This is a genomic window from Streptomyces sp. CRN 30 (assembly GCF_034105845.1).
The window spans coordinates 21,570-36,243 of record NZ_JAVRHI010000202.1; the positions used below are offsets into that span (position 1 = coordinate 21,570).

Sequence of the window (14,674 nt, forward strand, 5' to 3'; positions counted from 1 at the left end):
GCCCTGTTCATCGGTCGCGTCGCGCCGCGTCAGCGTCGTACGCCTCCCGTGCCTTTCGCACCTCGCCCATCCGGTCCTGCGTCCAGTTCGCCAGATCGCGGACCTGTTCGGCCGCCTCCCGGCCCAGGTCCGTCAGCGAGTAGTCGACCCGGGGCGGGATCACCGGCTTGGCGTCGCGGTGGACGAGGCCGTCACGCTCCAGGGTCTGCAGCGTCTGCGCCAGCATCTTCTCACTGACCCTGCCGATCGCCCGGCGCAGCTCGCTGAAGCGGTGCGGGCGGTCCAGGAGCGCGATCAGGATCAGCACGCCCCAGCGGCTCGTGACATGTTCGAGGACCAGGCGGTAGGGGCACATCGCCTCACGCGCCTGGGCGGCATCCGGAGTACTCACTCGCACAGTAGTACCTTACTTCAAAGTGGGTACTTTCCAGAAGTTAGTGCTCCTCCTAGAGTGAGTGGCCGAGCCACCCACAAGGAGTTGTCTGACCATGAGCATCGTCGTCACCGGAGCCACCGGCAACCTCGGCCGTTTCGTCGTCGAGGGCCTGCTGGAGAAGGTCCCGGCCGAGCAGATCACCGCCGTCGTACGGAACCGCGAGAAGGCCGCCGACCTCGCCGCCCGCGGTGTCCGGATCGCGGTCGCGGACTACGAGGACCCCGCATCCTTCGACGGCGTCCTCTCGGCCGGCGACAAGGTGCTGCTCATCTCGGGCAGCGAGGCCGACAAGGACCGCGTCGCCCAGCACCGCACCGTGATCGACGCCGCCAAGGCGGCCGGTGTGGCGCTCCTCGCCTACACCAGCGCGCCCGGCACCCTCACTGCCGCGCTCGCTGACGACCACAAGGGCACCGAGGAGCTCCTGTCGGCGTCCGGGCTGCCGTACGCGCTGCTGCGCAACGGCTGGTACAACGAGAACTACACCGAGCAGCTCGCCCCCGCCCTAGAGCACGGCGCCGTCGTCCAGGCCGCCGGCGAGGGCCGGGTCGCCTCCGCCGCGCGCGCCGACTACGCGGCCGCCGCCGTCGCGGTCCTGACCGGCGAGGGGCACGAGGGCAATACGTACGAGCTGAGCGGTGACACCGCCTGGAGCTTCGACGAGTACGCCGCCGAGCTGAGCAGGCAGACCGGCAAGGAGATCACCTACAACCCGGTGCCCGTGGAGACCTACGTCTCCATCCTGACCGGCGCGGGGCTGCCCGAGCCGTTCGCCCGGATCCTGGCGGGCGTGGACGCCTCCCTCGCGAAGGGCGAGCTGGCCGGCACCAGCGGCGACCTGTCCCGGCTCATCGGCCGCCCGACCACGCCGATCGCCGACTCCATCGCCGCGGCGCTCAAGAACTGACGACTGCTACCGCCTGTCATGACCGTATGGCGATACGGGCATGACAGGTGGGGGCCCGCGGCGATACCGTCGTCCCGGCCGCGCGCAGCCGCGGGCCGGCGACAAGGAGGATCCGTTGACCGGGCAGTCGAAGCGAGAACACCGAACAGGCCTGCTGAACGGTTTCGCCGCGTACGGAATGTGGGGAATCGTCCCCCTTTTCTGGCCCCTGCTGAAGCCGTCCGGCGCCGCCGAGATCCTGGCCCACCGCATGGTCTGGTCCCTCGTCCTCGTCGGCATCGCCCTGCTGGTGCTGCGCCGCTGGGCCTGGGCCGGCGAACTGCTGCGGCAGCCGCGCAAGCTGGGCCTGGTGACGATCGCGGCCACGGTGATCACCGTCAACTGGGGCGTCTACATCTGGGCGGTCAACGCGGGACACGTGGTCGAGGCGTCACTCGGGTACTTCATCAACCCGCTGGTGACGATCGCCCTCGGCGTGCTGCTGCTCAAGGAAAGGCTGCGGCCCGTGCAGTGGGCCGCGGTCGGCGTCGGCCTCACCGCCGTCCTGGTCCTCGCCTTCGGCTACGGCGAGCCGCCGTGGATCTCCCTCTGCCTGGCCTTCTCCTTCGCCGCGTACGGCCTGGTGAAGAAGAAGGTCAACCTCGGCGGGGTCGAGTCGCTCGCCGCCGAGACCGCCGTCCAGTTCCTGCCCGCGCTGGCCTATCTGCTGTGGCTGGGCTCGCAGGACCGTTCCACCTTCGGCACCGAGGGGGCGGGGCACGCCGCGCTGCTCGCCGCGACCGGTGTCGTGACCGCGCTGCCGCTCGTCTGCTTCGGCGCGGCCGCCATCCGCGTGCCGCTGTCCACTCTGGGACTCCTGCAGTACCTGGCGCCGGTCTTCCAGTTCCTGCTGGGCATCTTCTACTTCCACGAGGCCATGCCGCCGGAGCGCTGGGCGGGCTTCGCGCTCGTCTGGCTCGCGCTGGCCCTGCTGACCTGGGACGCGTTGCGCACCGCGCGGCGTACGGCCCGGACACTCGCCGAGGCCGCCGAGGCCGCCGACGCGGCGCGGGGGGCCGGGGGTGCGGATGCGGCGGTTGAGGCGGTTGAGGTGCCTGCACACACGGCCTCCGGTACGGCTCCCGGAGCGCTGAACGCCAAGCCGTAGGTCGGAGGCACGTAGGTCGGAGGGTCGGGAGGGCTCAAGGGTCGGAGGCAGGCTCGAGGGTGCAGCTTCGATCTCAGCGCTGCGGCGCCGTAGCGCCCCCGCGGTCCTCCTCGTGCCGTGCCCGCGCGCGTGCGGCGAGACGGCCCATGCGGGTGCGCGCCGATTCCAGCTGCCCGATGTCGTCGGCCGCGGGACCCGCGCCGGCCGCGAGACCGTCCCACACGCCGAGCAGTTCCTGGCCGAGGCACAGGCCCTGCAGCGGGTCGCGGACGGCACGCCAGGCCGCGGCCGCGCTCTGCACGTTCCCGTACGCGGCGCGCGGATCGTGCTGGCGGTGGCGGATCCGGGCGAGGTCCAGCGAGAGGCGGAAGGACCGGAGCGGATCGTCGGCCAAATAGGCTATGTACGCGGTCAGCTCGCGCAGTCCCAGCACCTCGGGGTGGTCCTGGCCATACATCCGTGCCGCCTGGTCCGTGGTCGTCCCGGCCAGCTCCACGGCCTCCGCCGTCCGGCCCGCCCTGACGGCCTCGTTGATGCGGGCGACCGGCTCCGCGAGCGGTCCGGGCGCAGCCTTACCGTCCGCGTCGGTACCGCCCATCACCGTCTCGGCGACCGCGAACTCCCGTATCGGCGCCTGCCGACGACCCGGGTCGATCATGCACTCCGGTACGGCGTACGGCCCGGAGGCGGGCATCGGAGCAGGAGTCGGAGCTGCCACCGGAGCGGTAGTCGGCCCGGCAGCCGGAGCCGTAGTCGGACCGGGTTCCGGCAGCGGGCCGTCGCCCGCCCGTGGATGTCCCCGCTGCTGTTCGCGCTTCCATGCGCGGCTGAGTCGAGTCATCGTTCCCTCCCTCAGCATCGGTGTCGGCGTCGCCTTCCACACTCGAGTCTCTCCGGTCACCCCCACTCCGCGCGTCACCGCGACGTCACAGGCTCGTCCCAAGGCCTCGGGCCTCGGGCCTCGGGCCTCGGGCCTCGGGCCTCGACCGCTTCCCACGCCGTTCACGCCGTGACGTCCCTCGACGTGAAGCGCGCCCACGCCGCCGAGCCGAAGACCGCCGCGTAGACGGCCTGGAGCCCCAGGTTGCGCAGCAGGCCGTCCCAGTGGACGGGGTCCCGCAGCAGGTCCGCGAACGACAGCCAGTAGTGCGAGAAGAAGTACGGCTGGACGGCCTCGAGCTGTGGGATCTGGTCGAGGATCTGCACCGTGATCAGCAGCCCGACCGTGGTGGCCATCGCCGCGATGCCGCTGCTGGTCAGGGTCGACACGAACAGGCCGAGGGCGGCCACACCGATCAGCGACGCGGCCACCACCAGGGCGATCAGCAGCGCCCGGGCCAGGCCCTCCGCCAGGCCGATGCGCGTACCGGAGATCGTCGTCACCTCGCCGAGCGGGAACAGCAGGGCACCCACCGCGAGTGCCGAGGCCGCCACCACCAGGGTGGCCACCAGGCAGAACACCACCGTGGTCGCGTACTTGACGAGCAGCAGCCGGGCACGGCCGGCGGGGGCCACCAGCAGGTAGCGCAGCGTCCCCGCGTTCGCCTCGCCCGCGATCGCGTCACCGGCGATCACCCCCACCGCCATGGGGAGGAAGAACGGCAGCGTCGCGGCCAGTGCCGTGAACACCAGGAACAGTCCGTTGTTGGTGATCTGCGCGATGAACGCCGGGCCCTCGCCGCCCCCGCCGCCGACCGACGAGCCGTCGCTCGTCTCGATCCTCACGGCCACGCCCACCAGGACCGGCACGCCCGCGAGCACGGCGAGCAGCGCGAGGGTGCGCCAGCGCCGGAAGGTGATGCCGAGTTCGCTGCGCAGCAGCCCGAAGGTCCACAGGGGGCTGGGGCTGGGGCTGCCCGGCGTGCACGCGGCCACCTCTGCCGTACCCGTCGCCTTCGCGCTCTCAGCCCTCGACATCGAAGCCCTCTCCCGTGAGCGCCACGAACGCGTCCTCCAGTGAGGCCCGTTCCACCGTCAGACCGCGTACGCGTACCCCGGCCGTCACCAGCGTGGCGGTGACCACGGCAAGGTCCCGGTCCGGCGGCTCGCCCGTCACCCGGTCCTCGTCCATGACGATGTCGCCGACCCCCAGTTCCTTCAGCACCCGGGCCGCGTCCCCGGCGTCCGGTGTGACCACGACCAGCCGCCCGCGCGCGCCGGCCGCGAGGTCGGCCACCGCGCCCTGGGTGAGCAGCCGCCCCTGCGCCATCACGGCGGCGTGGGTGCACACCTGCTCGATCTCGTCCAGCAGGTGGGAGGAGAGGAAGACGGTGGTCCCGTCGGACGCCACCTCCCTGATCAGTGCCCGGATCTCCCGCATGCCCTGCGGGTCGAGCCCGTTGGTCGGCTCGTCCAGGACGAGGAGGCGCCGCGGCTGGAGGAGTGCCGCCGCGAGGCCGGGGCGCTGCTTCATGCCCAGCGAGTACGCCTTCGCCTTCTTGCCCGCGGCGGCCGTCAGGCCCACGCGGTCCAGCGCGGCCGCGACCCGCGCACGCCGGGTGCGCGGATCGGCGGTGGGGTCGGCCGCGTCGTACCGCGTCAGGTTGTCCCGCCCGGACAGGAAGCCGTACGGCGCCGGGCCCTCGATGAGCGCGCCCACGTGCGGCAGTACGGCCCGGGAGGCGCCCGGCATCGGGCGGCCGAGCACCCGGGCCGTACCCGAGGTGGGCTCGATGAGGCCCATCAGCATCCGGATGGTGGTGGTCTTCCCGGAGCCGTTCGGCCCGAGGAAACCGAAGACGCTGCCCGCCGGAACGGCGAGATCGAGCCGGTCGACGGCGAGCTGTCCGCCGCGGTAGCGCTTGGTGAGCGCGCTGGTGGCGATGACGGCCTCGTCCGCGGCCACCGGCGCCGCCGGGGTCACCACCGGTGCCACCGACACCACCGGCACCACCGGGTCCGCGGCGGGCAGCTCCTCCACTTACGACCTCGTTTCGATGGGATTGCCCCTATAACTGCCCGTGTGACTGCCCGTGTGACTGTCGCCGTTCGTCGACGACGTCGACGACGTCGAAATCCGCCGGGCCGGCCTCACCGGTCCGTGTTCGCCGCCTTGACCAGTGCTTCCTTGGTGACCGCGCCGGCGTAGGCCTTGCCGTCGTCCGTGATCAGCACGTTGACCAGGCGCGTCGAGAAGACCGTGCCGGAGCCGAACGGGCCGCTGACCTCGTCGCCGAGGGAGTTCAGGAAGCCGTCGAGATCGCCGCCGCCCTCGCCGGACGACGCCGTCGGAAGGCCCTCGTCACCGGTGTCGAACGCGGCGATGGAGCTCCAGCCCTCGCCTATGACCTTCATGCCCTTCAGCCCCTCGGCGCCCTGGGCGAACTCCTCGCCCGGCTCGGGCAGTTGCCCGGAGTCGTGCGTTCCGGCATCCGGAGTGTCGAGCTCCTCCGCCTCGGTGACCTTCGCGCCCTCGGGCGGCGTGAAGTCGAAGGTGGCGGCGCTGGGCGCGGCGAAGTCGACCTTGGTGAAGCCCGCGTCGACGACGGCCGCGCCGCCGCTCGCCGGGGTGAGCGTGAACTTCAGCGGCAGTCCCGTCTCCGCGTCCACGGCGACCGAGACGGCGCCGACCGTCGAGCCGGCCTGCCTGGGCTCGACGAGCAGCTTGTACGCGTCGCGCCCGGCGACCTGCGCGGTGCCGTCCACGGTCACGGACGTCGTGTCGTCGACCGCCCGCAGCGCCTCCTCGGCCAGTTCCTTGGGTGTCGCGGGCACGTTCCCCGGCACGGTTCCGGGCGCGGCGTCGTCCTTTCCGTCCGCGCCGCCGGTCGCGTGGTACACCTCGTTCGAACCGCTGTCGTACGCCCACACGTCGTCGCCGTTGTGGATTACGCTGTACTCGGCGGCCTCGTCCAGCAGCGACAGCTTCTGCTTGTCGGGCCCGTCGACGGCCACGCGCAGGGTGTGCGTACCGGTGGCGAGTTCCGTCAGCCGGGCGGACGGGTCGGCGGTGGAGCCGTCGTCGCCCCCGGCCCCGCCACCCGCCCCGAGGCCGCTCGCCAGACCGCCCAGGTCGGGCAGTCCCAGATCGGTGCTGATCTTCACGGTGCCGGACAGCTGATCGACGTCCGAGGCGGCGATCTTTTCGATGAGTTCCTGGGCGCTGACCTCCGGCAGGTCGGGATCGCCGGAGCCGGCGAACGCCGGCACGAGGCCGATGGTCGCGGCCGCCACGCCCACCACGGTGACCGGGACGACGTACCGCGCGGCCCTGCGCCGTCCGCCGCGCACGTCCCCGGCCTCGCCGGTCGTGGCGCTGTCGTCGGATTTGAACGGTGCCATATGTGCCTTACCTCCGTAGTAGGCGGCGGCCAGGTCGTCGCACCGCGCCGCATTGCCCGTGCCGCGTCGCGGTGCCCGTGGCGTCGTACTCGCACGGCGTCGTTCTCGCACGCGTCGTCGTCCACCTCGAGCCGCCATTCTCACCCGAACCAGTGAGGATTGGTGCTTTCCATCCGACCAAATCGGCCATCCGGAAGCGTCAGACCGCGGGATCAATTCCACGTACTGCTGAGGGATGACATACGGAGGCGGCGCCTTCCCCGCCCCGTAGGGGTCGCCGGGAGGGCGCCGCGTCCACCGTCCTGCGGTGCGGGGCGTACGCCACGCACCCTCGGCCGTCAGCCGGCCCGGTGCACCACCGCGTCGCACAGTTCCACGAGCGCGCTCTTGGCGTCGCACTCCGGCAGCGGCGCCAGTGTCGACCGGGCCTCCTCCGCGTACCGCACGGTGTCCCGCCGGGCCTGCTCCAGCGCCGGGTGGGCCCGCAGCCGGGACAGCGCGTCGGCGAGGCGCGCGTCGTCGGTCAGGTCGCCGTCCAGCAGCTCGCACAGCTCGGCGTCCTCGGCCAGCCCCAGCCGCGCGGCCCGCTCCCGCAGCCGCAGCACCGGCATCGTGGGGACACCCTCACGCAGATCGGTCCCCGGCGTCTTCCCCGACTCGCGGGTGTCGGAGGCGACGTCCAGCACGTCGTCCGCCAGCTGGAACGCGATGCCCAGCCGCTCCCCGTACTGCGTCAGCACGTCCACGACCGTCTCGTCGGCGCCGGACATCATCGCCCCGAACCGTCCGGAGACGGCCACCAGCGAGCCGGTCTTCCCGCCGAGGACCTCCAGGTAGTGCTCGATGGGGTCCCGCCCGTCGCGCGGCCCGACGGTCTCCAGGATCTGCCCGGTGACCAGCCGTTCGAACGCCTCGGCCTGGATCCGGACCGCCTCGTGCCCCAGGTCGGCCACCACGTGCGAGGCCCGGGCGAACAGGAAGTCCCCGGTCAGCACGGCGACGGAGTTGCCCCAGCGGGCGTTCGCGCTCGGCACCGCGCGGCGCACGTCCGCCTCGTCCATCACGTCGTCGTGGTACAGCGTGGCCAGGTGCGTCAGCTCGACGACCACGGCGGAGGGCACGATGCCCGGCGCGTGCGGGTCCCCGAACTGCGCCGCGAGCATCACCAGCAGCGGCCGGAACCGCTTCCCGCCCGCCTTCAGCAGGTGCTGCGCGGCCTCCTGGATGAAGGGGACCTCGCTCTTCGTGGCCTCGAACAAACCTTCCTCGACGGCCGTCAATCCGGCCTGGACATCGGCTTCCAGAGCCTGGTCCCGCACGCTCAGCCCGAACGGCTCGACGACGGTCACGAGAGGTCTCCTGTCTGCTGACGTCTGCTGACGGTCATACGGTCGGTCACACGGACGGTCACGGTCTCAAGGTCGATGACATAGTTTGTCGATCTGTCGCTGCCATCACCCGAGTCAGCGTATCCGGTCACCTTTCGATCACCACGAGCGCCCACCGGTCCACCCCGGGCGGCATCGGCACACACCGGTCATGTTCTTGATCAGCTGATACGTACGGACATGCCTCGACCCACACGGCTCCACCGGCGGCTCTCCTCACGGCCCCCGAGTGATCATCCCCGACACCCGGCGCATCCGCTCCGCGCCCGCTCCGCATACCCGGTGCGGACCATGTGTCACGGGCGCAGCCTCCCGTCACCGCCCCGTGACTCCCTGCCACCTTTACGCCACCCCCAGTCGCCGCTCCGCACGGACACCCTTCCCCCATGATCCTTCCAGCCCGTGAGTCGAGTCACACGGGGGCCTTTGTGACCACACCTTCGAAGCGCGAGCACTTTGCCTTTGCAGAAGGAAAGTTGGAGTCGACCGACCGGGCATTTCGATCTCCTTTAGCCCCGCCAGCACGTCACCAGAGAGACTCACGTCACCCATCCACCCTTGTTTCACCTGTGTGCTCTCGCATACGTTCACGTCCATCCGGGCGGAACGCCGAATCCTGCCGCCGCCCGCGACCCCTTTGACCGACTCACTCACGCAGGGCAGGAGCGGGGGACCCAGGCAAGCCGCCGGTCAGTAGGTCCGGACCGGCTCGGGGTGAAGCCGCGCACACCACTCGCCGCTCGTCATGCGTCGTGCGGGCCGTGCACGGCCGGGCACCTTTCCGCCCGAACCCGACAGCTCACCTCGCAGGCGCCGGAGAGGAAACGCGCCATGCCCGCACGAGGCAAGCACCGCCGCCCCAGAACCAGCCCGCTCGCCCGAGGTGTCCTCGCCGTCGCCGGAACCGGTGCGGCCGCCCTCGCCCTTCCGCTCATGGGCGCGACGAGCGCCAGTGCCGCACAGCCGGCCCAGGTCCGGACCGCACCCCAGGCCGCCGCCCCGACGTACACCGTGCTCGCGGGCGACACGCTCACCGGGATCGCGGACGAGCACGCCGTCGACGGCGGCTGGCGACAGCTGTACGAGGACAACCGCGCGGTCGTCGGTGACGACCCGCAACTCATCCGCCCGGGTCTGGAACTCACGGTCGGTGCGGCCGGGGAGTCCGGCACGGACACGGCGACCGCGGTCACCCCCGCCTCCGTCACGACCTACGCCGACAACCTCGACGGCTGGATCCGTGAGGCCCTGGACGTCATGGGGCAGAACGGCATACCGGGAACGTACGACGGCATCCACCGCAACGTCATGCGCGAGTCGTCCGGCAACCCGCAGGCCATCAACAACTGGGACTCGAACGCCGCGGCGGGCACCCCGTCCAAGGGCCTGCTCCAGGTCATCGACCCGACGTTCGCCGCGTACCACGTCTCCGGCACGGTGTACGACCCGTACGACCCGGTCTCGAACATCGTGGCGGCGTGCAACTACGCCGCCGCGCGGTACGGCTCGATCGACAACGTCTTCGGTCCGTACTGACCCGGCTCCCCGGCGTGGCCACACCCGGCCACGGCAACGCTCACCCCGGAAACAGCCGCTCCAGCACCACGGCGACCCCGTCCTCCTCGTTCGACAGGGTCACCTCGTCGGCGACGGCCTTGAGTTCCGGGTGGGCGTTGCCCATGGCCACCCCGCGTGCGGCCCAGCCGAACATGGGGATGTCGTTCGGCATGTCACCGAAGGCGACGGTGTCCGCCGGGCTCACCCCGAGCCGCCGGGCGGCCCTGTCCAGGCCCGTCGCCTTCGTGACGCCACATGGCTGAAGTTCGACGGTCCCGGGCCCCGACATGGTGACCGTCGCCAGCGAGCCGACCACTCGGCGGGCCGCCGCCGTCAACTCGTCGTCGCTCAGCGTGGGGTGACGCAGCAGCACCTTGCTGATGGGCGCGCCCCACAGTTCCTCGCGCCGCCGCACCGGTACGGCGGGAAGCATCGGCTGCGGCATCAGGTAACCCGGCTCGATGAGGGTGCTCCCCTCCGCCCCGTCCTGGTCGACGGCCGCGTACACCTCCCCGACCTCGGCCTCGATCTTCTCCAGCGCGGTCTCCGCGAGTTCCCTGTCCAGGGTCACGGACCAGATCAGCCGATCCGCGCCGGCGTCGTACAGCTGCGCGCCCTGCCCGCACACCGCAAGCCCCCTGCTGCCGAGCTCCCGCAGCAGGGGGCGTACGAGTGGGGCGGGCCGTCCCGTCGCGACCAGGTGCCGCGCACCGGCGGCCGCAGCTCTCGCGAGAGCGGAGCGGGACCTGGCGGAGAGCGTGTGGTCGCCGCGGAGCAGCGTTCCGTCCAGGTCAGTGGCGATGAGGGCGTACACGGTGCGCGGCGTCATGATCAGAGAATACGGACCGGCAGGGCTCATCCGTCCGGCGCTAACCGGACGACGTACCCCCTTGCGGCACCGTGAACTCCCGCCCCCGGACAGCGCGGTTCACGGTGGCACGCACCGCGTCCCACCGCTCACCGGTGGGCGGCCGCCAGGTGCCTGACCAGCCGCCGCGAGGCGAACTCCGTGCCGCACACGAACCGCATCACCGGCCCGTACGAGGCCGCCGCGGGCAGCCCCGTGAAGTACAGCCCGGGCACCGACGAGCGATATCCGGCCCCGAGCCGCGGTGCTCCCCGGCTCACCGCCAGCTCCGTACGCAACTCGTGGCCGATGAAGTCCATCGCCGCCAGGTCCACCCGGTAGCCCGTGGCCGCGATCACGTGGTCGGCCGACAGTTCCTCCATGCGCCCCTCGTGGGTGCGCACCACCAGCGTCGGGCGCCCGTCGATGCCGCCCGCGCGCACGATCCGCTGCACCTCCCGTACCTGCACCGTGCCCTCGAACCGGTCCCGCAGCCACCAGGCGCCGAGCGGCCCGAGCACCCGGCGCACGAGGAGGTGGCGGGCGCCGGCGGGCAGCCGGCGGTAGGGGTGCGGGTAGTAGCTGAGCGCCCAGAGGGACCAGGCCCGGCCGAACGGCGACTCGGGCCGGAGCCTCGGCTGCCGCCACGGCGGATCACCGAAGGCCACCTTGCCGCGCCCGCGCGCGACCACCCGTACCCGCGCTCCGGCCTCCGCCGCCAGCACCGCCGTCTCCAGCGCGGACTGCCCGGCGCCGACCACGAGCAGGTCCTTGCCCGCGAACCGGTCGAGGTCGTGGTGGTGCGAACTGTGCGAGAGGGGTCCGGTGGGAGTGGGCCCGTCGGGGGCGGCGCCCGCGAGCTCGGGCGGGAGGTGGGCGAGGCCGGACAGGCCGGTCGCCACCACGACAGCCCGCGCGGTGAACGACTCCCCGGAGTCCAGCTTGAGTTCGAACCCCTTCCCGTCCGCGCGCCGGTCCACGGACACGACCCGCACCCGCTCCAGGTCGGGCACCAGCCGCTGCTGGAACCACGACCCGTAGTCGATGAACGTCTCCACGGGGATGACGTCCTCGTCCCGCGCCAGCCGCGGTGTGCCCGCCGCGTCGCAGTAGTCGGTGAGGGTGTGACCGCCCTGCGGCGCGTCGATGGCCGAGGCGGCCGGTGTCGATTTGAGGAGCATCCCGGCGGGCATGTTCTCCCGCCAGCTCACCATGGGTTCACCGAAGACGCGTGTCGGAATGCCACGCCCCCGCAGGTGGGCGGCGGTGGACAGGCCGAACGGCCCGGCGCCGATCACTGCAACCGGATGAATCACGAAGTCCCTCCCGGAACGTAACGCGACGAATGCGCGATGTACCTGCTTCGTGGCCTGCTTCTGGCACCTGCTTCACGGCACCTGCTTCATGGCCTACTGGGCGGCGGCGCCCGAGCCACGGCGCTGCGCCCGCCACAGCTGGTACAGGTGCTTCACGCCCGGCCGTACGAGGCGGGCGAGCATCGTGAGAGCCGGCCACAGGTCGTCCCGCGCGAACCAGGCCGGCTCGGTACCGCTGGCGCGGGCCGGAGCGTGCGGTGTCGTGTAGCCGCTGCGCCGGTAGGCGAGCAGCGCGGGCAGGTCGATGTTCTCCACGACGTACCGGCGACCGGTGAGCTGTTCCCCCTCCGGGACCGTCCGTCCGGTCAGGTCCAGGTGCAGGGCGCGCACGACATCGACCCCCGACTCGTTCTCGAACATCCGGAACTGCGCGCCCATCCGCGGATTGAAGTCGAGGAGCTTGTACTGCCCGTCCCTGCGGTCGAAACGCAGGTCCAGGTCGATGATCCCGCTGAAGCCGATCTCCTTGATGAACCGCGCCGCCAGATCCGCGAGCTCCGGATTGTCGACTATGTAGGCGTTGGCCGTCATTCCCGCGTGCGGCGGCCACGACCGTACCTTCACCCCGGTGAACATGGTCAGCGGCGCCGACTCCGCGTCGAAGTACGCGTGCACGATCCAGTCCTCGGCGTCCTCCCGCGGCAGGTACTCCTGGAGGATCACACCGGGCCGCTCACCCCACTCCCGCGCCAGCCGGAGCAGCCCCTCCCGTGAGGCGATCCGGGTGGTGCCGTTCACGGCGGGACGCGCGCGCCGCACGAACGCCTCCCTGTTCTTGGCCACCACGGGGAAGCGCGCGGTCGCGGCGAACCGCTCGACGTCCTCGTAGGATCTCGGAAAACGGGTCGCGGGGCTGGCGATGCCGTGTCGCACGCACAGTTCGTGCAGCCCCTGCTTGCTGGCGAGGCGACGGGGCAGCCCGGGCTCCACCCGCGGGAAGAGGAACGGCCCGTCCAGTTCCTCCTGGTGCTCGGCGATGAGTACGGCGGCCTCCTCGTCGGTCGGGACGAGCACCGTCGGCCGGCCGATCCTCCGCCCGATCCGCAGCAGCCCCGCCACCAGCCGCTCCGGCTCCTCCGTCCCCGTGGTCGGCCAGACGAAGGCCCGCTCCAGGTACCGGGAGACCGCCGCGGGTGTGCAGCGGTCCTCGGTGACGGCGTACATCGGCACGCCGAGCCGCCCGAGGCTGCGGATCGCGCCCACGCCGCCGTGGTGCAACGGATAGTTCCCGAACTTCACGATCAGCCCGGGCACATCCCGGTCGACGTCCAACGGCACACTCGAACCACCCCCACGCACGGGTCCCCCCTAGCTGTCCCCCTGACGAACCCGGACCCGCCCCGTCCGCGTCCGTACCCCCGAAGGACGCTAAGCCGGAATTGTCCGTTCCGACCAAGTCGTATCAGGACATTACGAACTCTTTAGGCAATGTCACCCCTGCCTGAATCCGTTGCGCCGCCGTAACCTGTGCCGCGACCACCACGGCACCACGGACAGCAAGGAAAGTGAGGCACCACCCGATGCCCCCCTTCGACGTCCCCGAGGGCGACCCCTTCGGCCCGCACAACCTCCCGTACGGCGTGTTCTCCCGGTCCGGTTCCGACACACGGACGGTGGGGGTCCGCCTGGGTGACCAGGTGCTCGACGCGGGTGCCGCGGCCCGGGCCCTCGCCTCGCCGTACGCGTCACTCCTCTCCGGGCCCACCCTGAACCCGCTGCTCGCCGCCGGCCGCACCACCTGGTCCGACGTCCGCCGCGCCCTCACGGCCTGGGTGACGGTCCCCTCCCACCAGGAGGCGATCGCCCCCTTCCTGCACCCCCTGTCCTCCGTGACCCTCCACCTCCCCTTCGAGGTGGCGGACTACGTCGACTTCTACGCGTCCGAGAACCACGCCCGGAACGTCGGCCGTATCTTCCGCCCGGACGCAGCCGACTCCCTGACCCCCAACTGGAAGCACCTACCGATCGGTTACCACGGCCGGTCCGGCACCGTGGTGGTCTCCGGCACCGACGTGGTACGGCCCGCGGGGCAGCGCAGGTCCCCCAGCGACGCGGTCCCGGTCTTCGGCCCCTCCGCCCGCCTGGACATCGAGGCGGAGGTCGGCTTCGTGGTCGGCGCCCCCTCCCCCATGGGCTCCCCGGTCCCCCTCTCCGCCTTCCGGGACCACGTCTTCGGCCTCTGCCTCCTCAACGACTGGTCGGCCCGCGACGTCCAGGCCTGGGAGTACGTCCCGCTCGGCCCGTTCCTCGGCAAGTCCTTCGCCACCTCCGTCTCGGCCTGGATCACCCCGCTCGACGCCCTGGACGAGGCCCGCGTGACCCCGCCGGAACGGACCCACCCCCTGCTCCCCTACCTGGACGACGCCACCGAGGAGCCCTACGGCTACGACCTCCGTATCTCGGTCGCCGTCAACGGCCACGTCGTCTCCGAGCCGCCGTTCTCCACGATGTACTGGACGGCCGCCCAGCAGCTCGCCCACCTGACGGTCAACGGCGCCTCCCTCCGCACCGGCGACCTCTACGGCTCGGGCACGGTCAGCGGACCCGCCCCGGACCAGCTCGGCTCCCTCCTGGAGCTCACCTGGAACGGCCGCGACCCGCTGGACCTCCCCACCGGCAAGCGCGCCTTCCTGGAGGACGGCGACGAGGTGACCCTGACGGCCTGGGCGCCCGGCCCGCACGGGACGCGGGTGGGTCTGGGGGAGGTCAGCGGAACGGTCCTCCCGGCCGGCTGA

Annotated in this window: 13 protein-coding genes and 1 riboswitch; of the genes, 4 read left to right on the plus strand and 9 right to left on the minus strand. The window is 71.8% G+C overall.

All coding sequences use genetic code 11. From position 1 onward, the window contains the following. Window positions 1-7: 7 nt before the first annotated feature. Window positions 8-355: a helix-turn-helix domain-containing protein gene (locus UW392_RS21255; RefSeq protein WP_320776685.1), complete on the minus strand. Its 348-nt coding sequence runs from the start codon at window positions 353-355 to the stop codon at window positions 8-10. Window positions 356-488: 133 nt separating this feature from the next. Between UW392_RS21255 and UW392_RS21260 the strand changes: the two genes are divergently transcribed. Both UW392_RS21260 and rarD read left to right on the plus strand, forming a co-directional pair. Continuing rightward, a complete protein-coding gene (locus tag UW392_RS21260; RefSeq protein ID WP_320776642.1) occupies window positions 489-1,343 on the plus strand; it encodes an SDR family oxidoreductase in 855 nt (284 codons plus the stop codon). Window positions 1,344-1,458: 115 nt separating this feature from the next. After that, window positions 1,459-2,490, plus strand: coding sequence for an EamA family transporter RarD (rarD, locus tag UW392_RS21265; protein WP_320776643.1), 1,032 nt, complete (start codon window positions 1,459-1,461; stop codon window positions 2,488-2,490). Window positions 2,491-2,563: 73 nt separating this feature from the next. Here the strand turns inward: rarD and UW392_RS21270 are convergent, their stop codons facing one another. The 5 genes from UW392_RS21270 to UW392_RS21290 form a co-directional block, all read right to left on the minus strand. Then, complete coding sequence (locus tag UW392_RS21270; RefSeq protein ID WP_320776644.1) at window positions 2,564-3,184, minus strand: hypothetical protein; 621 nt, start codon at window positions 3,182-3,184, stop codon at window positions 2,564-2,566. A 308-nt stretch (window positions 3,185-3,492) separates the two neighbouring features. Beyond that, on the minus strand, window positions 3,493-4,407 hold the full coding sequence (locus UW392_RS21275; RefSeq protein ID WP_320776645.1) for an ABC transporter permease: 915 nt from the start codon (window positions 4,405-4,407) through the stop codon (window positions 3,493-3,495). Further along, the gene (locus tag UW392_RS21280) at window positions 4,394-5,371 is read right to left on the minus strand and encodes an ATP-binding cassette domain-containing protein (RefSeq protein ID WP_414496533.1); all 978 of its coding nucleotides are present in this window, start codon (window positions 5,369-5,371) and stop codon (window positions 4,394-4,396) included. The genes UW392_RS21275 and UW392_RS21280 overlap by 14 nt, the downstream gene beginning before the upstream one ends. 149 nt (window positions 5,372-5,520) lie before the next feature. Beyond that, window positions 5,521-6,771: a sigma-E factor regulatory protein RseB domain-containing protein gene (locus UW392_RS21285; protein WP_320776646.1), complete on the minus strand. Its 1,251-nt coding sequence runs from the start codon at window positions 6,769-6,771 to the stop codon at window positions 5,521-5,523. A 338-nt stretch (window positions 6,772-7,109) separates the two neighbouring features. Continuing rightward, on the minus strand, window positions 7,110-8,120 hold the full coding sequence (locus tag UW392_RS21290) for a polyprenyl synthetase family protein (protein ID WP_320776647.1): 1,011 nt from the start codon (window positions 8,118-8,120) through the stop codon (window positions 7,110-7,112). A 668-nt stretch (window positions 8,121-8,788) separates the two neighbouring features. Further along, window positions 8,789-8,985: riboswitch (cyclic di-AMP (ydaO/yuaA leader) on the plus strand. Window positions 8,986-8,990: 5 nt separating this feature from the next. Here UW392_RS21290 and UW392_RS21295 point away from each other — a divergent pair. Continuing rightward, a complete protein-coding gene (locus tag UW392_RS21295) occupies window positions 8,991-9,695 on the plus strand; it encodes a LysM peptidoglycan-binding domain-containing protein (RefSeq protein ID WP_320776648.1) in 705 nt (234 codons plus the stop codon). Window positions 9,696-9,735: 40 nt separating this feature from the next. Here the strand turns inward: UW392_RS21295 and UW392_RS21300 are convergent, their stop codons facing one another. The 3 genes from UW392_RS21300 to UW392_RS21310 form a co-directional block, all read right to left on the minus strand. Beyond that, on the minus strand, window positions 9,736-10,545 hold the full coding sequence (locus UW392_RS21300) for an HAD family hydrolase (protein ID WP_320776649.1): 810 nt from the start codon (window positions 10,543-10,545) through the stop codon (window positions 9,736-9,738). 128 nt (window positions 10,546-10,673) lie between these two features. Continuing rightward, the gene (locus tag UW392_RS21305) at window positions 10,674-11,879 is read right to left on the minus strand and encodes an FAD-dependent oxidoreductase (protein WP_320776650.1); all 1,206 of its coding nucleotides are present in this window, start codon (window positions 11,877-11,879) and stop codon (window positions 10,674-10,676) included. A gap of 93 nt (window positions 11,880-11,972) precedes the next feature. Further along, window positions 11,973-13,217 carry an ATP-grasp domain-containing protein gene (locus UW392_RS21310; protein WP_320776651.1) on the minus strand — a complete coding sequence of 415 codons (1,245 nt, stop codon included), beginning with the start codon at window positions 13,215-13,217 and terminating at the stop codon, window positions 11,973-11,975. Between the two features lie 242 nt (window positions 13,218-13,459). On the opposite strand from UW392_RS21310, the gene fahA reads away from it, so the two are divergent. Continuing rightward, window positions 13,460-14,674, plus strand: coding sequence for a fumarylacetoacetase (gene fahA / locus UW392_RS21315; protein WP_320776652.1), 1,215 nt, complete (start codon window positions 13,460-13,462; stop codon window positions 14,672-14,674).